23 protein-coding genes are annotated in these 20,790 nt (G+C 61.4%); 16 read left to right on the top strand and 7 right to left on the bottom strand.

The window, feature by feature from the left end; all coding sequences use genetic code 11:
* Positions 1-94: 94 nt before the first annotated feature.
* Together MOV80_RS07390 and MOV80_RS07385 are read left to right on the top strand one after the other, a co-directional pair.
* Entirely contained in the window at positions 95-2,011 is a 1,917-nt protein-coding gene (locus MOV80_RS07390; protein ID WP_161524277.1) for an ExeM/NucH family extracellular endonuclease, read from the top strand.
* Positions 1,993-2,583 carry a rhomboid family intramembrane serine protease gene (locus MOV80_RS07385; protein ID WP_043591318.1) on the top strand — a complete coding sequence of 197 codons (591 nt, stop codon included), beginning with the start codon at positions 1,993-1,995 and terminating at the stop codon, positions 2,581-2,583. Before MOV80_RS07390 ends, MOV80_RS07385 begins: the two co-directional genes overlap by 19 nt.
* On the opposite strand, the gene alr is transcribed toward MOV80_RS07385, so the two are convergent.
* A complete protein-coding gene (alr, locus tag MOV80_RS07380) occupies positions 2,529-3,602 on the bottom strand; it encodes an alanine racemase (RefSeq protein WP_019101990.1) in 1,074 nt (357 codons plus the stop codon). The two genes, MOV80_RS07385 and alr, sit on opposite strands and share 55 nt — an antisense overlap.
* Before the next feature lie 113 nt (positions 3,603-3,715).
* Here alr and MOV80_RS07375 point away from each other — a divergent pair, with 113 nt between their 5' ends.
* Positions 3,716-4,336, top strand: coding sequence for a DedA family protein (locus tag MOV80_RS07375; RefSeq protein WP_019101991.1), 621 nt, complete (start codon positions 3,716-3,718; stop codon positions 4,334-4,336).
* Positions 4,337-4,403: 67 nt separating this feature from the next.
* Here MOV80_RS07375 and MOV80_RS07370 read toward each other — a convergent pair whose 3' ends face one another.
* Positions 4,404-4,730: an FKBP-type peptidyl-prolyl cis-trans isomerase gene (locus MOV80_RS07370; RefSeq protein ID WP_019101992.1), complete on the bottom strand. Its 327-nt coding sequence runs from the start codon at positions 4,728-4,730 to the stop codon at positions 4,404-4,406.
* A gap of 187 nt (positions 4,731-4,917) precedes the next feature.
* Here MOV80_RS07370 and MOV80_RS07365 point away from each other — a divergent pair, with 187 nt between their 5' ends.
* Both MOV80_RS07365 and MOV80_RS07360 read left to right on the top strand, forming a co-directional pair.
* Positions 4,918-5,700: a DUF2189 domain-containing protein gene (locus tag MOV80_RS07365; RefSeq protein WP_043591313.1), complete on the top strand. Its 783-nt coding sequence runs from the start codon at positions 4,918-4,920 to the stop codon at positions 5,698-5,700.
* A gap of 11 nt (positions 5,701-5,711) precedes the next feature.
* A complete protein-coding gene (locus MOV80_RS07360) occupies positions 5,712-6,662 on the top strand; it encodes a D-2-hydroxyacid dehydrogenase (RefSeq protein WP_019100424.1) in 951 nt (316 codons plus the stop codon).
* 57 nt (positions 6,663-6,719) lie between these two features.
* Here MOV80_RS07360 and MOV80_RS07355 read toward each other — a convergent pair whose 3' ends face one another.
* Both MOV80_RS07355 and MOV80_RS07350 read right to left on the bottom strand, forming a co-directional pair.
* On the bottom strand, positions 6,720-6,941 hold the full coding sequence (locus tag MOV80_RS07355; protein ID WP_141113091.1) for a hypothetical protein: 222 nt from the start codon (positions 6,939-6,941) through the stop codon (positions 6,720-6,722).
* Positions 6,942-6,968: 27 nt separating this feature from the next.
* Positions 6,969-7,448 (bottom strand): DUF1841 family protein, encoded by a 480-nt coding sequence (locus MOV80_RS07350; protein WP_043591312.1) that lies wholly within the window; start codon positions 7,446-7,448, stop codon positions 6,969-6,971.
* 56 nt (positions 7,449-7,504) lie between these two features.
* Here MOV80_RS07350 and MOV80_RS07345 point away from each other — a divergent pair, with 56 nt between their 5' ends.
* Positions 7,505-7,990 (top strand): glutathione peroxidase, encoded by a 486-nt coding sequence (locus MOV80_RS07345; RefSeq protein WP_019103852.1) that lies wholly within the window; start codon positions 7,505-7,507, stop codon positions 7,988-7,990.
* Between the two features lie 132 nt (positions 7,991-8,122).
* On the opposite strand, the gene trmB is transcribed toward MOV80_RS07345, so the two are convergent.
* Positions 8,123-8,803: a tRNA (guanosine(46)-N7)-methyltransferase TrmB gene (gene trmB / locus MOV80_RS07340; RefSeq protein ID WP_019103853.1), complete on the bottom strand. Its 681-nt coding sequence runs from the start codon at positions 8,801-8,803 to the stop codon at positions 8,123-8,125.
* A 36-nt stretch (positions 8,804-8,839) separates the two neighbouring features.
* On the bottom strand, positions 8,840-9,760 hold the full coding sequence (locus MOV80_RS07335) for an NAD-dependent epimerase/dehydratase family protein (RefSeq protein WP_081574284.1): 921 nt from the start codon (positions 9,758-9,760) through the stop codon (positions 8,840-8,842).
* A gap of 38 nt (positions 9,761-9,798) precedes the next feature.
* Here MOV80_RS07335 and MOV80_RS07330 point away from each other — a divergent pair, with 38 nt between their 5' ends.
* The 6 genes from MOV80_RS07330 to arcC all read left to right on the top strand — a co-directional run bounded on the left by MOV80_RS07330 (position 9,799) and on the right by arcC (position 16,681).
* Positions 9,799-10,827, top strand: coding sequence for a CDP-6-deoxy-delta-3,4-glucoseen reductase (locus MOV80_RS07330; protein WP_019103855.1), 1,029 nt, complete (start codon positions 9,799-9,801; stop codon positions 10,825-10,827).
* Between the two features lie 263 nt (positions 10,828-11,090).
* Positions 11,091-11,219, top strand: coding sequence for a DUF3149 domain-containing protein (locus tag MOV80_RS07325; RefSeq protein ID WP_019103856.1), 129 nt, complete (start codon positions 11,091-11,093; stop codon positions 11,217-11,219).
* 481 nt (positions 11,220-11,700) lie between these two features.
* The gene (gene arcD / locus MOV80_RS07320) at positions 11,701-13,140 is read left to right on the top strand and encodes an arginine-ornithine antiporter (RefSeq protein WP_118268323.1); all 1,440 of its coding nucleotides are present in this window, start codon (positions 11,701-11,703) and stop codon (positions 13,138-13,140) included.
* 87 nt (positions 13,141-13,227) lie between these two features.
* A complete protein-coding gene (locus MOV80_RS07315) occupies positions 13,228-14,460 on the top strand; it encodes an arginine deiminase (protein ID WP_019103858.1) in 1,233 nt (410 codons plus the stop codon).
* A 133-nt stretch (positions 14,461-14,593) separates the two neighbouring features.
* The gene (locus MOV80_RS07310; protein ID WP_019103859.1) at positions 14,594-15,604 is read left to right on the top strand and encodes an ornithine carbamoyltransferase; all 1,011 of its coding nucleotides are present in this window, start codon (positions 14,594-14,596) and stop codon (positions 15,602-15,604) included.
* Between the two features lie 132 nt (positions 15,605-15,736).
* Entirely contained in the window at positions 15,737-16,681 is a 945-nt protein-coding gene (gene arcC / locus MOV80_RS07305) for a carbamate kinase (RefSeq protein ID WP_019103860.1), read from the top strand.
* A gap of 63 nt (positions 16,682-16,744) precedes the next feature.
* Here the strand turns inward: arcC and MOV80_RS07300 are convergent, their stop codons facing one another.
* Complete coding sequence (locus tag MOV80_RS07300; RefSeq protein ID WP_039756343.1) at positions 16,745-17,782, bottom strand: patatin-like phospholipase family protein; 1,038 nt, start codon at positions 17,780-17,782, stop codon at positions 16,745-16,747.
* A 317-nt stretch (positions 17,783-18,099) separates the two neighbouring features.
* Between MOV80_RS07300 and MOV80_RS07295 the strand changes: the two genes are divergently transcribed.
* The 4 genes from MOV80_RS07295 to MOV80_RS07280 are packed head-to-tail and all read left to right on the top strand — an operon-like array spanning position 18,100 to position 20,681.
* Positions 18,100-18,444: a PadR family transcriptional regulator gene (locus MOV80_RS07295; protein ID WP_019103862.1), complete on the top strand. Its 345-nt coding sequence runs from the start codon at positions 18,100-18,102 to the stop codon at positions 18,442-18,444.
* Positions 18,441-19,529, top strand: a complete 1,089-nt coding sequence (locus MOV80_RS07290) for a DUF1700 domain-containing protein (RefSeq protein ID WP_019103863.1) — start codon at positions 18,441-18,443, stop codon at positions 19,527-19,529. The genes MOV80_RS07295 and MOV80_RS07290 overlap by 4 nt, the downstream gene beginning before the upstream one ends.
* Positions 19,530-19,563: 34 nt before the next feature.
* Positions 19,564-19,857 carry a hypothetical protein gene (locus MOV80_RS07285; RefSeq protein WP_019103864.1) on the top strand — a complete coding sequence of 98 codons (294 nt, stop codon included), beginning with the start codon at positions 19,564-19,566 and terminating at the stop codon, positions 19,855-19,857.
* 56 nt (positions 19,858-19,913) lie between these two features.
* Positions 19,914-20,681 (top strand): hypothetical protein, encoded by a 768-nt coding sequence (locus tag MOV80_RS07280; RefSeq protein WP_249604965.1) that lies wholly within the window; start codon positions 19,914-19,916, stop codon positions 20,679-20,681.
* The last annotated feature ends 109 nt before the right edge of the window (positions 20,682-20,790 follow it).

Raw genomic sequence — 20,790 nt, 5'->3', positions numbered from 1 at the left:
TGACATCTTTTTGTCATTGCGCTCTGGTTAGAATCAGCGCTCCTTACGCTTGTGATGAACCCAGACCATGAAAACAGCAACAGCATTCAGGACCTTGAGCCCTATCGCCATGGCAGTGGCGTTGGCGACTCCGGCCTTGGCCCAGGCCGCTTGCGGCGCCGCCGGCGCCACTTTAATCCATGATGTGCAGGGCCGCGTCGTCGGAAGCCCGATGCAGGGCAAGACCGTCACTGTGGAAGGCGTCGTCAGCGGTGCTTTCACCGGGGCCGGGCAATTGCGAGGCTTCTACCTGCAAGAAGAGGTGCGGGATCAGGATGCCGACCCGACCACCTCGGAAGGCATCTTCGTGTTTCTCGGCAATCTGGCGGCGCCGACGCTTAAACCCGGCGATGTGGTGCGCGTCACTGGCAAGGTGTCCGAGTACAGCCGCAAGGGCGACGCCGCCAGCGAAACCCAGATCACCCCGTCCACGATCGCCGCGGTGGAGCAGTGCGCTTACAGCGAGCCCTTGAGCTACGCCACGCTGCGGCTGCCCTTGCAATCCAGCGCTCAGCTGGAGGCGCTGGCCGGCATGGCCGTGCGCCTGGAAGGACCGGTCTACGTCGCCGCCAATTACGACTATGGCCGCTACGGCGAGTTGACGTTGTCCAGCCGGCCGCGCTTGTGGACCGCCACCCAGCGCTTCCTGCCCGGCAGCGCCGAGGCCAAGGCGCTGAGCGAGGCCAATCAGCTGGACAAGCTGACCCTGGACGACGGCCTGCAGATCCAGAACGCCGACGCCTGGCTGCCGGCGCCCGGCGGCCTGTCCGCCAGCCGCACCCTGCGCAGCGGCGACCGCCTGGACGGCGTGACCGGCGTGGTCAGCTACGCCTTTGGCAAATATCGGCTGCAACCGCTGGCTGCGCCGAGCGTGGTGGCCAGTAATCCGCGCCCAGGCGCGCCCAAGCGCCAGCCGGAGAGCGTGCGCTTCGCCAGTTTCAATGTGCTCAACTTCTTTAATGGCGACGGCCAAGGCAAGGGTTTCCCGACGCCGCGCGGCGCCAAGACTCAGCAGGATTTCGAGCGCCAACGCGCCAAGATCGTGGCCGCGATTCGTCAATTGGACGCTGATGTGGTAGGCCTGATGGAAATCGAGAATGATGGCTTCGACCGCTACTCGGCGATTCAGGACTTGGTGAATGCGCTAAATCAGGGCCAACCCCAGCCCAAGCAATATCAATTCGCCAACCCCGGCCTGCCGCAAGTGGGCAGCGACGCGATCACCACCGGCCTGATCTACCGTCCGACCGTGGTGACGGCGGAGGGCAAGGCCGAGGTGAGGGTGGTAGGCAATCCGCAGAAGAACCGGCCGGCCTTGTTGCAGACTTTTGTGCTGGACGCCAAGAGCAAGACCCGGGTCACCGTGGCGGTCAACCATCTGAAGTCCAAGGGCAGCAGCTGCGCGGACATGGTAGTGGACGGGCAGGCCGACGTGGATAAGGGCGACGGTCAGGGTAATTGCAATCTGACCCGGGTGCAGGCGGTGCGCGATCTGATGGCGTGGTACGCCACCCGTCCGCAGCCCGGCCCTAACGATGGCATGCTATTGCTGGGCGATATGAATTCCTACGCCAAGGAAGATCCGATCCGCGCCTTTGAAAGCGCGGGCTTCAACAATCTGCTGGCGCGTTGGAGCCGCGATGCCTATTCCTATGTATTCAACGGTGAATCCGGCAACCTGGACCATGCCTTGGCCGATAAGCCGCTGAGCTCCATGGTGCTGGCCGCCGGGGAGTGGCACATCAACGCCGATGAGCCGACGGCGCTGGAGTACAGCAGCGAGTTCAAGAGCGCGGAGCAGCAGCAGAAATACTACGCGGCGGACGCTTACCGTTCTTCGGACCATGACCCCTTGTACGTCGACGTGGCGCGTCGCGGCAACGCGGTGGCGGCAGCGGACGAAGGCGGCCTGGCGTTGCTGCTGGGCTTGGGCGCATTAGGAGCGACGGCGCTGTGGCGCCGCAAGCGCTGAAGACCCTGGCCGGCCGGCTGCAGCTGGGTTTATGCCTCGTCGTCCTGCTGCCGCTGGCCGCGCCTTGGGGTGCGGGGGCGCTGGCGTGGCGTTTCGAGCCGTGGAACGCCGAGGAGTGGTGGCGGGCGCTGAGCGGCGGCTGGGTGCATGCCGACGCGCGCCACGCCTGCTTAAACAGCGCGGCGCTGGCTGTGCTGGCCTGCTTGGGGCAGGGACGGGCGTCGCTGCTGCTGGGGTTGGCGCTGGCGGCGCCGCCGCTAATCGCCGTCATGCAGTGGCTATGGCCGACGCCGCAGGCTTTTGTCGGCGCATCCGGCCTGGTTTATTGCTGGTGGGCGGCGCTGGCACTGACGCAGCCGCGCTGGCGCGGCTTGTGGCTGGCCGCCCTGCTGGCCCGGCTGGTGTGGCAAAGCCTGTTTCCAGGCAATTGGAGCGGCGGCGAGCCGGTCTTGACGTCGGCGCATTGGAGCGGCGCGGTCTTGGGTATGTTGGCCGCCTGCGGCTGGCTGCGCCGGGCTCAGTTATTGACGACGCGCGGCACTCTCGGCGCCACTGCGCACATCAGTTCGTAGCCCAAAGTGCCCGCGCCGGCGGCGACTTGTTCTATCGGCACTTGAGGGCCCCACAGTTCAACCCGGCTGCCAATGCCGGCTTGAGGCAGTGCGCTCAGGTCCACCGCCAGCATGTCCATGGATACCCGGCCGACGATGCCGCTGGGCAGGCCATCCACCGCGACCGGCGTGCCGTTGTCGGCGATGCGCGGATAGCCGTCGGCGTAGCCGCAAGCGACGATGCCGACGCGCATGTCGCGTTCGGCCACCAAGCGTCGACCGTAGCCGACGGCGTCGCCGGCTGGCACCTTTTGCACCGCGATGATCCGGCTGCTTAGCGTCATCGCCGCCTGTAGGCCCAAGCCGGCGGCGTCGATGTCGGCGAAGGGAGAACAGCCGTAGAGCACGATGCCGGGCCGCACGATGGCGCCGTGGGTATGCGGGTGGCGGAACAGCGCGGCGGAGTTGGCGGCGCTGACCGGCAGCGCGCTGGGCGCGATCAAGGGCTGGAAGCGCCCCCATTGTTCGGCGACGCCGTAGTCGTCGTCGGCGGTGGCGAAGTGGGTCATCAGCGCATCGACGCGCGCGCCGGGTTGAGCGCGCAATTGCGCGAGCGCGGCGGGGGCCTCCGCCGGGGTGAAGCCCAGCCGGTTCATGCCGCTATTGATCTTCAGCCAAACGGAAACCGGCTGTTTGGCGGAACCTTTGGCCAGCCAGCTTATCTGTTGTTGGGAATGTACCGCGCCGCCTAGCCGGTAGTGCGTCATCGCCGCGGCTTCCTCGGCGTCGAAAGCGCCTTCCAGCAGTACGATGTCCTGTTGGATGCCGGCTTCGCGCAAGCGGACGGCGTCCTCGATATTGAGCAGGGCGAAGCCGTCGGCGACATCGGCCAAGGCTTGGACCGCATCCAGCAGTCCATGGCCGTAGGCATTGGCCTTGAGCACGGCGTACGCCTTGGCTTGAGGGGCCTGGGCGCGGGAAAGCAGGTAGTTGTGGCGGATGGCGGCGCGGTGGATTTCCACCTGGATAGGGCGAGTCATGTCAAGAAAGTCTGCGTTGGAGGTGTGCTATTATAAGCCCCTGGTGATGTACCCCGATAACGCAGCCGCGCCAGGATCGTCCTGAACGGAGACATGGCGGCAAGCGGAACAAAATGGACACTCTGCAAATACTTCTCGATTTTTTCACTGGCTACGGCTATGTCGCCGTATTCACCGTGTTGCTGGTATGCGGTTTCGGCGTGCCGATTCCAGAAGACATCACCTTGGTGGCCGGCGGCATTATTTCCGGCCTAGGCTACACCAATGTGCATTGGATGTTTCTCGTCGGCATGGCCGGGGTGCTGGCAGGCGACGGCATCATGTTCACCGCCGGGCGAGTGTTTGGCAACCGGGTGCTGAAGTTCCGGCCCATCGCGCGGATACTGACTCAAGAGCGTTTTGAAGCGGTGCAGGAGAAGTTCGAAAAGTACGGCAATTGGGTATTGTTCGTCGCCCGTTTTCTACCGGGACTGCGCTCTCCCATCTTCATTACCGCCGGCATGACTCGCCGCATCTCCTACTGGCGTTTCTTGCTGATGGACGGCTTCGCCGCGCTGATCTCGGTGCCGGTATGGGTGTATCTGGGCTATTACGGCGCCGCCAACCGCGAGTGGTTGATGACCATGGTGCATCGCGGGCAGGCCGGCATTCTGGCGGTGGTGGCCGCCTTGCTGCTGGGCGTGGCCTTCGTCTGGATGCGCCGCCGTCGTCAGCATCAGTGCGTGAAGAAATAAGCCCGCGCCATCCAATGAAAAAAGCTTCCCTGGGGAAGCTTTTTTTACGTCCTTGCACAGCAGGGGTTCAACCCACTTGCAAGAGCTCCACCTCGAACACCAGAGTGGCGTTGGGAGGAATCACGCCGCCGGCGCCGCGCGCGCCGTAGCCCAGCTCGGCCGGGATGGTCAGCTTGCGTTTGCCGCCCACTTTCATGCCGGCCACGCCTTGGTCCCAGCCCTTGATCACATAGCCGGCGCCCAGCGGGAAGCTGAACGGCTGGAAACGATCCTTGCTGGAATCGAACTTGGTGCCGTCGGTCAGCCAGCCAGTGTAGTGCACGGTGACTTCCTGGCCGCTGACGGCTTCGGCGCCGTCGCCGATCGCCAGTTCTTCGATAATCAGTTCGCTCATGAGATGTCCTTTCGCGCAAGCGCGGGATGAGGCCCGGCCCGGCGGCGCGAAGCGCGGCGCGCGCCAAGGGCCGTGGCAATCGCGGGATTATAGCAGCCGGACGGCCAGCTTGTGTTTTGCGACGCGTGGCGTATAACGGTAAGGATGCGGGGGCTGCCTCGCATCGTATCCTTGAGGGGGACTTGTCATGGACGCGACTCACGATATCCCGCGCGATCGCCCGGTTGCGCGCAGGGTGGAAACCTCCCGGCCGTTGCAATGGCTGAAAAAAGGCTTCCGCGATTTTCAAAAAGCCCCGGCCGACTGCCTGTTTTACGGCGCGGTATTCGTATTGATGGGGTATTTGCTGACCTTGTACTCCGAACACTCTCCTGAGCTGATCATCACCTTCGCCACCATTTTCCTGTTGGCCGGCCCCTTTCTGGCGATAGGTCTGTACGACATCGCCAAGCAGATGGAGGCTTTCGACGGTCATGGACGGGTCAAGCTGGCGCACAGCATGGCGGCCTGGCGCGTCAACTTGCCGGCTTTCACCTTGTACGCGGCCTTGCTGGCGGTGCTGGTGTTCGGCTGGTTCCGGGTGTCCTTGCTGATGTTCGCGCTGTTCTACGACACCGCCGCCTTGCCATCCTTGAACGACATTGTGGTCAATGCCTTCAATCCGGACAATCTCGCCTTCCTGGTGGCTTACTTCGCGGTGGGCTTCCTGTTTGCTCAGGTGGTATTTTCGGTCAGCGTGGTCTCTATCCCCTTGATGCTGGATAAGGAAGTGGACACCGTCACCGCCATGATCGCCAGCGTGCAGGCGGTGCTGAAGAATCTGCTGACGATGGGCATATGGGCGGCTATCATTGTGACGCTGAGCGCGGTGGGCTTTGCGACTTATTTCCTGGGCCTGATCATCATCATGCCGGTTCTGGCGCTGGCCAGCTGGCATGCTTACCGCGATTTGATCACTTTCGAGAGATGACTGAATAGCCGATGACCCACTCCGTCGTGTTTCTTGACCGGGACAGCTTGCCTGTCCCGGTTCCGCTTTTGCCGTTCCCGTCCGAATATCACGAGTTCCCCTCCACCAGCGTCGAAGACGCGGCGATAAATTGCTCGGGGGCGGACATCGTCATCACCAACAAGGTGCCGTTGCGTCGGGAAACCCTGGAGCAATTGCCCGGGCTTAAGCTGGTGGCGGTGGCCGCCACGGGCTACAACCATGTCGACCTGGACGCCTGTCGCGAGCTGGGCATCGCGGTCTGCAATATCCGCCATTATGGCGACGACACCGTGGCCGAACACGCGCTGACCCTGATGCTGGCCCTGGCCAAGAACCTGCCGGCTTATCAGCGCGACGTCGCCGCAGGAGTGTGGCAGCAATCGAGACAGTTCTGCCATTTCGGCGCGCCGATCCGCGATTTGCGCGGCGCGACCCTGGGGATTGTCGGCGCGGGCGGTATTGGCCTGCGCTTGGCGGAGATGGCCGGCGCGCTTGGCATGGAAGTGTTGTTCGTCGAGCGCAAAGGCGCGAAGGCGCTGCGCTCCGGTCATGTGGCTTTTGCCGAGGCCTTGGCGCAGGCCGATGTGATTTCGCTGCATTGCCCGCTGACCGAGGAAACCCGGGACTTGATCGCCCAGCCGGAGCTGATGCTGATGAAGCCCGGCGCCTTGTTGATCAACACCGCGCGCGGGGGCTTGGTTAACGAGGAGGACCTGGTGGCCGCGCTGAAATATGGGCAACTGGGCGGCGCCGGTTTCGACGTGCTGAGCGAAGAGCCGCCGGTACATGGCAACCCTCTGTTGAAAACCCGCTTGCCCAATTTGATTGTCACCCCTCATGTGGGCTGGGCCAGCCGGCAGGCGATGGAGCGTCTGGCCGCGCAGCTGGTGGACAATATCGCGGCCTTTGTAGCGGGCATAGAGCGCAATCGTTTGTTGTGAGACGCGTTCGTTTCAGGCTTCAAGCCGGCTAAGGCCGGCTTTTTTTAATGATTCATTTTAAATATTATATTTATATAAATGATTTAATATTTTATTTGTTGTTAACTGTTGAAAAACTATTTGCATTTTGTTTATTGTGGGAATAGCATGAAGCTGCTCTTCTGGCTTTGCCAGTACGAGCTGCCCCGCTTGATCGCCGTGGAGGGTTTCCCCCCACGGCTCTTTTTTTGCCTGTCGCCGGGCAATGCAAAACGCCCGGCTGAGCCGGGCGTTGGTCATGAGCAAGCGCTTGTTGGGCGTGCTGCGTCAGTCTGGGATGTCATTAGGGTTGATGCGGGGTTGCTCCTCCGCTCCCATGCCCAACTTGCCGCGAATACAGCCTATGTAACGGTTCACGTCCGGTCCGCCGCCATGGCGTTGAGCGTGCCAGATCATTTCGCCGAGACAATCCATCATCGCGTGCTGAGCCAGATGTTCGCTGCCGTGGCGCAGCGCCAGCTGGGCGTACAAGGAGCGGATGCCGAAGGGCTGGTCGATGGAGCGCTGCTCCTCAATAGCCACATGCAGGCCCAGGTGCAGGAAGGGATTGCTCTGGCCCATTTCCGGAGTCCACTCCTGTTCCATATACTGTTCCGGCCGATCCAGAATGGCGTGATACTCCGGGTGGTCTATAAGAATGGGGAGCACCATTTTTTCCAGATCGGACAAGTCCGTCCCGGATTTGGATTTCTGCCAGGTGTCGAAGAAGAAGCGCCGGGCGTCCTGCCGGCTGGGATTGAACAACATCGGATAGTGCCTGAGTGGATTCTCGGGAGCGCTCATTATACGAGACGGAGGTGGCCATGACCACGCTTTACGACTTCACCGCCGCGCGCATAGACGGCAGCGAACAGCCGCTGTCGGCGTACACCGGTCAAGTGACGTTGGTGGTGAATACCGCCAGCGAGTGCGGCTACACCCGGCAGTACGCCGGCTTGCAGGATTTGCAGCAAGGCTTGGGCGGCCGCGGACTGGTTGTGCTGGGATTCCCCTGCAATCAGTTCGGCGGCCAGGAGCCGGGCGACGAGGCCGAGATCGAGCGTTTTTGCCGGACGCGCTTCGAGGTGGATTTCCCCATGTTCGCGAAGGTGGAGGTTAACGGGCCGCGGGCTCATCCGCTGTGGCGCTGGCTGACTCAAGCAGACTCCACCCATCCACACCCGGTGAAGTGGAACTTCACCAAATTCCTGATCGATGCGAAGGGAAGGGTGGTCAAGCGTTACGAGCCGGCGGTGGAGCCGCACGAGTTGCTGGAGGATATCGAGGCTTTATTGCCGCGAGCCGGCTGAGAGCCTGTTCAAAGACTACCGCGCTGCGTGGCCCGGCGGGTACGTGCTCTGAACGTGTTCACGATCTCTCTCTGGCCGGAGAGCTTTTGACAGGCGCTGACGCCCGCCGCTTGCGACGGGCGTGGGAGGGGATCAGAGGCGGCGGAAAATGACGTCCCACACGCCGTGACCCAGTTTGATGCCGCGGGCCTCGAACTTGGTCAGCGGGCGGTAGTCCGGGCGTGGCGCGTAGCCATCGGCGGTATTGACCAACTGCGGCTGGCTGCTGAACACGTCCATGATTTGCAAGGCGTAGTCTTCCCAATCGGTGGCGGCGTGCAGGTAGCCGCCCGGCTTGAGCTTGGTGATCAGCTTCTCCACCAGCGGCGCCTGGATCAAGCGCCGCTTGTTGTGGCGTTTCTTGTGCCAGGGGTCGGGGAAGAAAATATGCACTCCATCCAGGCTGCCGTCGGCCAGCATGTGATCCAGCACCTCCACCGCGTCGTGTCGGATGATGCGCAGATTGCTCAATTCTTTTTCCGCTATCAGCTTGCACAGATTGCCGACGCCGGGAGAGTGCACTTCCACGCCCAGGTAGTCTTGATCCGGATTGGCGGCGGCGATTTCGGCGGTGGCGCCGCCCATGCCAAAGCCGATCTCCAGAATTTTGGGCGCGGCGCGGCCGAAGGCCTGCTCCAGATCAATGCGCTCGGGGCGGTATTCTATGCCCCAGCGCGGCATGCCTTCGTCCATCGCGCGTTGCTGGCCGGTGGACAGATGGCCTTGGCGCAGGACGAAGCTGCGGATGGCGCGTTGAAATGCCGGATTTTCCATAGAGAAGCCTGCTGAAAACTCAAAAAAACCGCGATGTTACCGAATCTTGGCCGCCGAGGCGAGCGCGACGGCGATGCGTTCCGGCGCTTGGGCCAGCGCCGCCAGGTAGACGGCAGTGTCGGGCCAGCGGAGTACCGGCAGCAATTCCCGGCGCAAACGCCTGTTGTCCAACTGCCTGGACTCCATCATATACGACCATAGACCAGCGGAGACCTGGGCGCGGACTTCCTCGCGAGGCAGCAAGGGCGGCAAGACCAGGCCAAGCGTGGCGGCGAGCCGGCGATACCATTCGCTGATTGGAAGCGGCTGATCGTCGCTGGCGTTGTATACGCGAGGGCCGCCGCGGCATTGCCGCAATGCCGTCACGCAGGCGGCGGCAAGGTCGTCGGCGTGGATGTGATTGCTCCAGCTGTCCTCTTCCGGGCGGATCAGCGGCGTTTGCGAGGCGAAACGGCTCAGCGGAAGGCGGTTGTCGGCGTAGATGCCCGGCGCGCGCAACACGGTCAGTTGACTGCCGTGGGCTGCGGCAAAGCTTCGCAATTGGGTTTCGGCGTCCAAGCGGCGGAAGGCGCGATCGTTGTGCGGGCGAGGACGGGCGCCTTCATCCAGCAAAGCGCCATCAGCGTTGCCGTACACGCCGCTGGTGCTGATATAGACTAGGCGCTGTGGTATCCTGCAACCTTTTGCCAACGCAGACAACAACTTGCGCATGCGCAAGTCCTTGCGGCCGGTTTCCTGGGGGGGAGCGGTCAGCAGCAGATCGTCGGCCAGGCCGGCCAATCGGCGCAAAGTGACGGGGTTGTCCAGATCGCCCCGGATGGGCGTGACGCCCTGCCGGCGCAGCGCTTCGGCGCTCGCGCTTGAGCGGCATAGCGCCAGCACTCGCCAGCGGCGGGTCAGTTCCGGCAAAGCGCGGCGCGCGACATCGCCGGCGCCGATGATCATCAGAGTTCGCATGATGCGCATTTTAGCCAGATATTGAGTAGAGGAAACAGATGACAGCGCAGGTGAAAGTGCTCCCCAGCGGGCATACATTTGGCGTCGAGCCGCATGAAACCGTATTGGAAGCGGCTTTGCGTCAGGGAGTGGGCCTGCCCTACGGCTGCCGCGACGGGGCATGCGGCGCCTGCAAAGGCAAGGTAGTGGATGGCGAAGTGAGCCAGGATGGTTACCAGGAAAAAGCCCTGACCGAGGCCGAACGCGCCCAGGGGCTGGCTCTGTTCTGTTGTGCCCGCCCTCAGGGCGACATCACCATCGAGGCTCGCGAAGTGGCTGGAGCGGGCGATATCCAGATCAAGACCTTGCCGTGCCGTGTAGAGAAAATCGAGAAAATCCACGACGTGGCGGTGCTCAAGCTCAAGTTGCCGGTATCGGAGCGCCTGCAGTTCAAGGCAGGTCAATACATCGACATCCTGATGAAGGATGGAAAGAAGCGCAGCTTCTCCATCGCCAACGCGCCGCATGACGACGCTTTTCTAGAGTTGCACATCCGTCATCAACCTGGCGGTTCGTTCTCCGACTACGTGTTCAGTCAGATGAAGGAACGCGAAATCATGCGCTTCAAGGGCCCGCTGGGCTCCTTCTTCCTGCGCGAGGATTCCGACAAGCCCATCCTCTTCGTGGCCAGCGGCACCGGCTTCGCGCCGGTCAAGGGCATTATCGAGCATGCGATCCACAGCGGAATCCAGCGCGAGATGGTGTTCTATTGGGGCGCGCGGACCAAGGCCGACCTCTATATGGCGGAACTGGCCGGTGCCTGGCAGGCGCAGAATCCCAACATCACCTTCATACCGGTATTGTCCGACGCGCTGCCGACAGACGAGTGGGCGGGCCGCACCGGCTTCGTTCATCAGGCGGTGCTGGAGGATTTCGAAAATTTGTCCGGCTATCAGGTTTACGCTTGTGGCGCGCCGCTGATGGTGGAGGCCGCGCACGGCAGCTTCACGCGCGAACGCGGCTTGCCGGAGGATGAATTCTTTTCCGACGCGTTTTTCCTGTCCAAGGATATGGGCGGCAGCAAGTGAGCACATCGGCTCGACGTGGATGACGAGCGCCAATTTTTGAGATGGAACGGATCCGGACTGTATCGCTTTTCGAGCAACTGTAATGATATAAGTTGCTGATTTTTAGGAAATGAGCCCCTGGCTAGAGTCAGGGGCTTTTTATTTGTCTTGCATCAAATTTGTTGGGCATACCATTTGATTTGGGTCAATGGGCGGGCGCCCCAACTGGCTAAGATGAAGGTCAAGAAACCTATATGGGGCGTGGCCCCGGAAAAGGAGTGGCGATGGAACTTCTGACTCTGCTTCTCTCCGACGATGTCGGCATTTTAAGCTTGGTGACCATTGTGGTGACTACCCTGGTGGTGCTAGGCGCTCTGGTGGCGATTTTCAAGAACGTGAAAAAGCCGGAGTGAGCGTCTGAGCAAACAGCATGTGTTTATCCTCTTGATGTGTGTGTTGGTGGATGCGGTGGTGGGCCGCATCCACTTTTTTTTGCGTTTTACGCCTTGTTCTTGATCCCGCGTTCTTTTATCGCTTATCACGTCGATAGGCGCTTGTCTTGATTTCTGCTTGCCGGAATATCCCCTTTCTGAATTTTCTCCCGCAATATTTCACGCAGCAATAATTAATAATTTTTTAAAAGAAAAGTAAGCAAATATTTTGTGCGCTGCACATTTTATTATTTTGTCATTCTTATGAGTGAGTTCTATAAAGCTTTTGTTCTATTGCCATTGTGGGTGAGATAGGGCAGGGGAAGCTATTTGATGCAGGTCAAACGGATGTTCGACTGTTCTGGCGATCACTAAATCCGAGGTATACCATTGTCTCAGATGATAAGAATTTAATTATATAACAACAGATTTGCAGGTTAATGTACTCTCACGGAGAACGAAAATGTCTACGGAAACTGAAACCCAAGGCGGCGGCGCTCCCAAGCTCAAGCTTGGCGCGCTGACCGCTCTGGTGGTGGGCTCCATGATCGGCGGCGGCATCTTCTCGCTGCCTCAGAACATGGCGGCGGGTGCCGGAGCCGGCGCTATCTTGATCGGTTGGGTGATTACCTTCTTCGGGATGTTGACTCTGGCATTTGCCTTCCAGATGCTGGCCAACCGCAAGCCGGAAGTTGAAGGCGGCGTTTATGGCTACGCCAAGGCGGGTTTTGGCAACTACATGGGCTTCAACTCGGCCTGGGGTTACTGGATTTCAGCCTGGATCGGCAACGTATCCTATTTTGTGGTGATGTTCTCGGCGCTGGCCTTCTGGTTCCCTGTGTTCGGTGAGGGGAATACCACCACCGCCATCGTCTGCGCATCCATCCTGTTGTGGGCCTTGCACTTCCTAGTGCTGCGCGGCGTGCACGGCGCGGCCTTCATCAACACCATCACCACCGTAGCCAAACTGGTCCCGTTGGCGTTGTTCATTCTGCTGGTTATCTTCGCCTTCAAAGTGGATACCTTTAACCTGGATTTCTGGGGCTCGACCAAACTCGGCTCGGTTGTCGACCAAGTGAAGAGCACCATGTTGGTGACGGTATGGGTGTTCATCGGCATCGAAGGCGCATCGATGTTCTCCAGCCGTGCGGAAAACATGAAAGAAGTGGGTAAGGCCACTGTGATTGGTTTCCTGCTGACCATCGCCTTGCTGGTCGCGGTGTCTGTGCTGTCGCTGGGCGTCATGACCCAGGCTGAACTGGCCGCGCTGAAAAACCCGTCCACCGCCTATGTGCTGGAAAAAGCCATCGGTCCCTGGGGCGCCAACTTGATGAACGCCGGTCTGGTGATCTCCGTGGGTGGCGCGTTGCTGGCTTGGACGCTGCTGGCTTCCGAAGCGCCCTACCTGGCAGGCAAGGACGGCGTGATGCCCAAGGTATTCGGCACCACCAACGCCAATGGCTCCCCGGCCGCCTCGCTGTGGCTGACCAACGGTCTGATCCAACTGTTCCTGATCATCACGCTGTTCAGTTCCGCGGGCTACCTGGCGCTGCTGTCGCTGGCCACCTCGATGATTCTGATTCCCTACCTGCTGTGCGCCGGCTATGCCTTGCTGGTGGCCAAGCGCGGCGAGGGCTACGCCCAGGGCGAGTCCAGCGGCAAAGAGTTCAGCATCGCCACCATCGCTTCGGTCTACGGCATCTGGCTGATCTACGCCGCCGGCCTGAAGTATTTGTTCCTGTCGATGGTGCTGTACGCCCCGGGTCTGCTGTTCTACCTGTGGGCTCGCAAGGAACGCGGCGAGAAAGCGTTCACTGGTCCGGAAGCGGTACTGGCTGCGCTGATCGTGGTGGCGGGTTTGTTCGCCGGATACGAGTTGCTCACCGGAGCGCTGACGCTCTAAGTCGGATTCCGAAGTAAGAAGATTACCGGAGGCGCGCGAGATCCACGGGCCTCCACCAGCTCCCCCAATATCATTAAGGAGTTTGTCATGACCAAGTTTGGTGTTCATTCCGAGTGCGGCAAGTTGCGAACTGTGATGGTGTGCCGTCCCGGCCTGGCGCATAAGCGCCTGACCCCGGACAACTGCCACGGCCTGTTGTTCGATGACGTGATCTGGGTTGAGCGCGCGCAAAAAGACCATGCCTACATGGTTGAGCAAATGCGCTCCCGCGGCATCGAGGTGGTGGAGGTGCACGACGCGCTGGCCAAGGTATTGGACGACAAGGCTTCCCGCGCCTGGATCCTGGACCGCAAGGTCAAGGCCGACAACGTAGGTATCGGCATGTTGCGCGATCTGCGCAGCTGGCTGGATGAAATGCCGTCTTCGCAACTGGCCGAGCATCTGGTGGGCGGCATCGCCAAGTTCGAACTGCCGTTCGACCCGAAAGGCCTGTTCGGCGGCTACCTGGACCAGTCCGAATTCGTGCTGCCGCCGGTGCCGAACAGCCTGTTCCAGCGCGACCCGTCTTGCTGGATCTATGAAGGCGTGACGCTGAACCCGATGTACTGGCCGGCGCGCCGTCAGGAAACCCTGATCCTGCAATCCATCTACAAATTCCACCCGATGTTCGCCGGCAAGGTGAAAGTATGGTGGGGCGATTGCGACCAGGAACACGGCCCGGCCACGCTGGAAGGCGGCGACGTGATGCCTATCGGCAACGGCGTGGTCCTGATCGGCATGGGCGAGCGCACCAGCCCGCAGGCGGTGGTGCAAGTGGCCAAGCGCGTGCTGGGCAAGGAAGGCGGCGCCACTCGCGTGATCGCTTGCCAGATGCCTAAGTCCCGCGCGGCGATGCACCTGGACACCGTGTTCAGCTTCCTCGACATCGACCTGCTGTCGCTGTTCCCGGACGTGGTGGACGACATTACATGCACCAGCATGTACGCCGGCGACCGCGAAGGCGAAATCCGCTTCGAACGCCATGAGGGCGTGCACCTGGTGGAAGTGGTGCGCCAGGCGCTGGGTCTCAAGGAAATCCGCGTGATCCAGACCGGCGGCGACGCTTACCAGCGCGAACGCGAACAGTGGGACGACGGCAACAACGTGGTGGCGCTGGATCGCCGCGTGGTCGTGGCTTACGACCGCAACACCTACACCAACCGCCTGATGCGCGAGCACGGCGTGGAAGTGATCGAGATTCCGGCTTCCGAGCTGGGCCGCGGCCGCGGCGGCGGTCACTGCATGACTTGCCCGATCACTCGAGACGAAGTGAAAGTGTAATTCGGCTGTAGTGTCCCGGCCGCGGGCGCGGCCGGGAGGACAACTCAAAATTCATGTGCAAAAAGACAGGTTGACCGCCGGTTTCCCCGGAAACGACGGCCGGCTTGCCCAGACTCTAATCAGGAGCAATATCATGGCTTTCAATCTGCGCAACCGTAACTTCCTCCGCATGCTGGACTTCACCCCGCGCGAAATCCGCTACATGCTCGACCTGGCCCGCGACCTGAAGCGCGCCAAGTACACCGGCACCGAACAGCAGCACCTGAAGGGCAAGAACATCGCCCTGATCTTTGAAAAAACCTCCACCCGCACCCGCTGCGCGTTTGAAGTGGCCTGCTACGACCAAGGCGCCAACGTGACCTACCTCGGGCCATCCGGTTCGCAAATCGGCATCAAGGAATCGATGAAGGACACCGCCCGCGTGCTGGGCCGCATGTATGACGCGATCGAATACCGCGGCTTCGACCAGCACATGGTGGAGACCGAATTGGCCAAGTTCGCCGGCGTGCCGGTGTACAACGGCCTGACCGATGAATGGCACCCGACCCAGATGCTGGCCGACGTGCTGACCATGTGGGAAAACAGCGACAAGCCTATCTCCCAGATCAGCTACACCTATCTGGGCGACGCCCGCAACAATATGGGCAACTCCCTGCTGGTGATCGGCGCCAAATTGGGCATGGACGTGCGCATCGGCGCGCCCAAGCACCTGTGGCCGACCGACGAGCTGGTGGCGCAGTGCCGTGAAATCGCCGCCAAGACCGGCGCGCGCATCACGCTGACCGAAGACGCCAAAGCCGCGGTCAAAGGCACCGACTTCATCCACACCGACGTATGGGTGTCGATGGGCGAGCCGGCCGAAGTCTGGGCCGAACGCATCAAGCTGCTGAAGCCTTACCAAGTGAACGCCGCGCTGATGGCCGCCGCCGAAAACCCGCAAGTGAAGTTCATGCACTGCCTGCCGGCCTACCACAACAGCGAAACCAAGGTGGGCAAGGAAATCGCCGCGCAGTATCCGGACCTGGCCAACGGCATTGAAGTGACCGAGGACGTGTTCGAGTCCGAAGCCTGCATCGCCTTCGAACAGGCCGAGAACCGCATGCACACCATCAAGGCCATCCTGGTGGCCACGCTGGGCGATTGATCCGGCCTTAGGCATCCCTAGCTGCACTTTTGCCGGCCAAGGCTTCCCTGACCGGGAACCTTGGCCGGTTTCACATCAAGAACGCGGCTCGCCGTCGCAGACGGCGGGCGCGGCAATAGCGAGGAACAGAATATGCGAGTCGTCGTAGCTCTGGGCGGCAATGCCCTGCAACGTCGCGGCGAGGCCATGACCGCCGACAATCAGCGCGCCAACGTCAAAGTGGCCGCCGAACAACTGGCCGGCGTGACCCGGCTGGGCCACAACCTGGTGATGTGCCACGGCAACGGGCCGCAAGTGGGCCTGCTGGGCCTGCAGAACGATGCTTATGCCCGCCATGTGGACGAAAAAGTGACGCCCTATCCGCTGGATGTGCTGGGCGCGCAGACCGAAGGCATGATCGGCTACATGGTTGAGCAGGAACTCGGCAATGTGTTGCCGTTCGAAGTGCCCATCGCCACCATCCTGACCCAGACCGAAGTGGACGCCAAGGACCCGGCGTTCAAGAACCCGACCAAGTTTGTCGGCCCGGTCTACAGCAAGGAAGAAGCCGACAAGCTGGCGGCGGAAAAAGGCTGGACGGTGAAGGCCGACGGCGAATACTTCCGCCGCGTGGTGCCCAGCCCGAAACCGAAGCGCATCTTCGAAATGCGCCCGATCAAATGGCTGATCGAAAAAGGCGTGGTGGTGATCGCGGCCGGCGGCGGCGGCATTCCCACCATGTACGAGGGCGACAAGCTGGTGGGCGTGGAAGCGGTGATCGACAAGGATCTGGCCTCTGCCTTGCTGGCGCGTGAAATCGACGCTGACTACTTCGTGATCGCCACCGACGTGAAGAGCGTGTTTGTCGGTTGGGGCACGCCGGAAGCCAAGGCGATCAAGCAGGCGCATCCGGACGAAATGGACAAGCTGGGCTTCGCTGCCGGATCGATGGGCCCGAAAGTGGAGGCCGCTTGCGAATTCGCCCGCCTGACCGGCAAGAAAGCGGTGATCGGCGCCTTGGAAGACATCGAGAAAATCGTCAAGGGCGAGGCCGGCACCGTGATCTCCACCGAGAAGGCCGGCATCAGCTGGTATTGATGTCGCCGGTGCTTAGCCAAGCGTCAAGGGCTGCCGTCAGGCAGCCCTTTTTGTCGTCTAGACCTAGCCCAGCAGCTTGCCGCGGTGCTGACGGAGCAGATCTTGTCCGGCCTGATAGCCGATCTGATACAGCTGGGACAGATTGGAGTGCGACCAGTCCAACTCTTCCGCGCGGCGCTGCGGGTCAATCAGCTTGTCGAACTGGATCTTCAGCACCTCGGTTCGCGGCCGGCCTTGATCGTCCTTGTTGTGCAGCGCCTCGAACAGCTTCAGGTCGTCGCGCGCGATTTCGGTCAGCGGGGTGATGATGGATTGCACCCAGGCGTCGTAAAGGCCGCGCGGCGGGTGCAGCAGCCTGTCGCTGCCCAGCACGTCGAACACCAGGGTGTAGTCGATATGCGGGTGATCGCGGAACAACTGCTTGAAGTTCAGCGTGTCTATGGCCGCGCCTTCGATGTAGTCGCCGTCGGCCAGCGGATACGGCGGGTAGATGAAGGGAAAGGACAGCGCGGCCAGAAAGTGCTCGTGGCCGATTTCGCTCTTGTCCCAGCAGCGCATCTCGCCGCGGGTGATGTTGTAGGCGTTCAGGTAGAACTGAGGCGCAATGGCCTTGAGGCGATCGAAATCCACGATCTCCTCGATGAAGGGCACGTGCGCGCACAGGCCTTGGCTGTTGGGGCCCAGATCGCTGGGGCAGAGCGTGGCCAGCAGCAGCGATGTCCAATCGGCCAGCAGGCGTTGCCAGGGGCCTTGGTCGGCTTGTTGCTGAATGGATTGCAGCAGCGGATTTTGGCTTTGCCAACTGCGCCACATGTCGGCGGCCGGGCCGGGTTTGTTGAACACCTTGTAGTTGATCGGCAGCAGCCGGTAAATCGGATCGGATACGCCTAGATCGGCCAGCCGGCGCAAATTGTCCAGCGGCGTGCCCTTGCGCGGCGCCGCGTACAAGAGGCCGACGATGGCGCCGGCGCCGGAGGTGGAGATGATGTCGAATTCGACGCCGGCCTCCATCAGCGAGACCAGTGCGCCGGCCATCAAGGTTGCGTTGGGCGCGCCGCCGCCCAAGACCAGCGCAATGCTGGGCCTGTTTGCTTTTGCCATCGAAATCCCCGTCGAAAGAGTGGCCGGTTGCGGGAACCGGCTTGGTTGATATTTAGTTCAATGTCATTGTTGCTGTTGAATTATGGATGGCAAGGCGTATTTTGCAACGCAATATGGTGTCAGTAATGACATTCTGATTTGTTGCGAGAAAGCCGCAGTAAGAACTATTTGTCATTGGGTAATGAAAGATACCTTGCGGTACAAGGTAGTGGTTTGTATAGTGCAACCACAAGCAGATTTATGCCTTGGTCCGCCCAGCTATCTTGCAATGCAAGGTAGCTGGGCGAGAAGGACCGGGCGGTTTCAAGGAAGGCAAGATGAAAACCCAGTTGAAGAAGGGGACCCTGGACATGTGCGTATTGGCGGTATTGGCCCAGTCAGACAGTTACGCCTACGAATTGGTCAGCACCTTGTCGCGCACGATGGAAATCAGCGAAGGGACGATTTATCCGCTGATGCGCCGGCTGCAGAACGAATCCTGGGTCAGCACCTATCTGGTGGAATCCGCGTCCGGACCTTCGCGCAAGTATTACGCGCTGACCGAGGCGGGAAAGCGGGAACTGGAGCTGATGCGACGTGAGTGGCAGGAGTTCGTCAGCGAAGTGGACAGCGTGCTGAGTCGCCTGCCGGCGGCCGGCCAGCCAGGAGAACGACAAGCATGAATCGCAAAGTGTTTTTGGAGCAGTTGGAACAGGCTCTGGCCGGCATGCCGGCGGAGGAGATCCGTGAAATCGTCGCCGACTACCAAGAGTATTTCAGCGACGCGCAAGAAGCCGGCCGCGCCGAGGACGAGGTGGTTGCCGCGTTGGGCAGCCCGCAGAAGTTGGCCAAGGAACTGAAAGCGCAGGCGCATTACCGCCAATGGGAGAACCATCGTTCCTTCGGCAATTTGATGAGGGTGGTGGCCTCGGTCGCCGGCCTGGGCGTGCTGAATTTCTTCCTGGCGCTGCCGTTCATGCTCTACCTGCTATGCCTGTCCATAGGCTACATGGTGTCCGGCAGCCTGTTGATAGCCGGTGTGGCGCTGGTGGCGGCCTGGGGCGGCAACAGCCTGTTCGGCTGGCCGGAGCTGGAGCCCAGCCTGTCGCCCGTGAACGGCAAGGTTGAGTTCAAAGTCGAGGCCGACGGAAAGCCGGTCCACGGCGTGACCCTGAGGCAGGGGAGGCTGCTGCTGACGCTGGAGGAGGATGAAACCGCCAGCCTGCAACTGCGGAGCGGCGATCCGGTGCGGGTCAGCTACGACGGCGGCGAATTGAAAGTGGACGCCAGCAATGCGGCCGCGCGGCAATCGATCAAACGCGAGAGCGAGCGCTCCGTCAGCCTGGAGCGCGGGCAATTGCGCGCGCTGACGCTGACATCTGACGGCGGAGAGAGCATGGTGCTGGCGCAGGATGGGGACGGCCGCTCGCTGCGCTGGCGGATGATCTCGGCGGAAGCTTCCGCCGCCGCCGGCGAGGCCGGGCAAGCGGGCGATCTGGTGTTGAGCGACGGCGAGAGTTCACTGGTGATCAAGGAGAACCGGCTGTCGCTGAAGGACGGCAAGGACCATTTCGAGATCAATGGCATTCCGGGCTTGTCGTTACAGAGTTCGGCGGCGGTCAGCGGATTCGTGTTGTTGCTGGTTGGGGGATTGGGGCTGGTGTTTTGCGTATGGCTGACGCGGCTGACCTGGCGCGGATTGGTGCACTACGTCCGTTATCAGATCGACTTGGTGGCGGGCAGGAGCTTGGGCGGCAACGCGGTGTGAAGAGTGAGATTTTGACCGGATTTGGGAGAGAAACATGAAACACGACGCATGCATTCAACAATTGCAACTGACCATGGAGCGCTTGCCCGAATCCGAGCTGCGCAAGATTCTGAGCGACTATCGCGAATACATTCGCGACGCGGTGGCAGACCAGCGCAATGAGAGCCGCCTGATCGCCGCGCTGGCGGACTCCCGGAGGCGCACCGTTTCGGCCTTTGCGCGCCAAGGGGTGTCGAGCGCTCTGTGGGCGCGGCTAGCCCGCCATGCTGTGGGCGGGATGGCGGCGGCTTGCGGCGTTATCGCGATGTACTGGCTGTTTATGCAGTGACGAAAACAAGCGCCGCCGGCCGCGGCGGCGGTTTCAACTTGAGAAAGGGGAACGTGATGATGCGTGAGGCTATGCGGTTGCTGATGTTGACGGGCATGGCGTGCGGCGCGGCGGTTCACGCGGCGGAGGCGCCGATTGAAAAGCTGGTGATCAAGGGAGACGCCGCCGTGCTCAAGCTGAGTGCGGATGACAAACGACCGTATCAGCTTGATCTGAACAAAAGCAATTGGGACGCGAATCAGTGCAGTGCCCAAGTGCGGCGCGAAGGCGGCGTGGTTACGATCACGGTCAAGCTCAACAACAAACTGCTGGGCGCCGGCTGCGGGCTGGAGATCGCGGGCAATCTGAAACCGGGCAAGCAGGTGGAGTTGGGGCTGGCCGCGGTCAAGGGTTCGATCCGTGGTGCTTATTCTGCGATCCGGGTGGACAGCAAAGCGGTGGATCTGACGCTGGAAGGCAAGGCTGCCAGCCTCTCCATGTCCGCCGACGCGATCAGGGCGCAGGCCAAGGGCGCTTACGACAAGCTGGCGTTCAAGGGGCAGGCGTTGACGCTGGCTTTCGAGGGCAGTAGCCGCGACATGGCCTTTGACGGCCAGGCGGTGAAGGCGAAGGTGAGGCTGACCGACGCCAAGCCCAGCGGTTCCTTGTCGTTGGACGCCACCACCGGCAAGTTGGCGCTGACGCTGCCGAAGTCCGCAACGCTGCAGTACGAAGTGCGCGGCGCGGCGGCCTCGGTGGATAGCAAGTTGCCCAGCACCGCCGGCGCGCCGCTGAAGCTGAGCGCGCGCGGCCAGGCCTTGAAGGTGGCTGTGGAGACGGATTAAGAACCTGTTTACGATCTCGCGAGCAAGGGCGAGGCAAGGCGAAAACGGCTCAAAAGCGGAGTGTACACACGGTACATGAGCATTTTGAAGGTGCGCTCACCGAGCCACG

The sequence above is a fragment of the Chromobacterium sp. IRSSSOUMB001 genome (assembly GCF_023507765.1).
Classification (GTDB): domain Bacteria; phylum Pseudomonadota; class Gammaproteobacteria; order Burkholderiales; family Chromobacteriaceae; genus Chromobacterium; species Chromobacterium haemolyticum.
The sequence above is the reverse complement of the archived record's forward strand: the minus strand, read 5'-3'. Positions and strand labels throughout refer to the sequence as shown.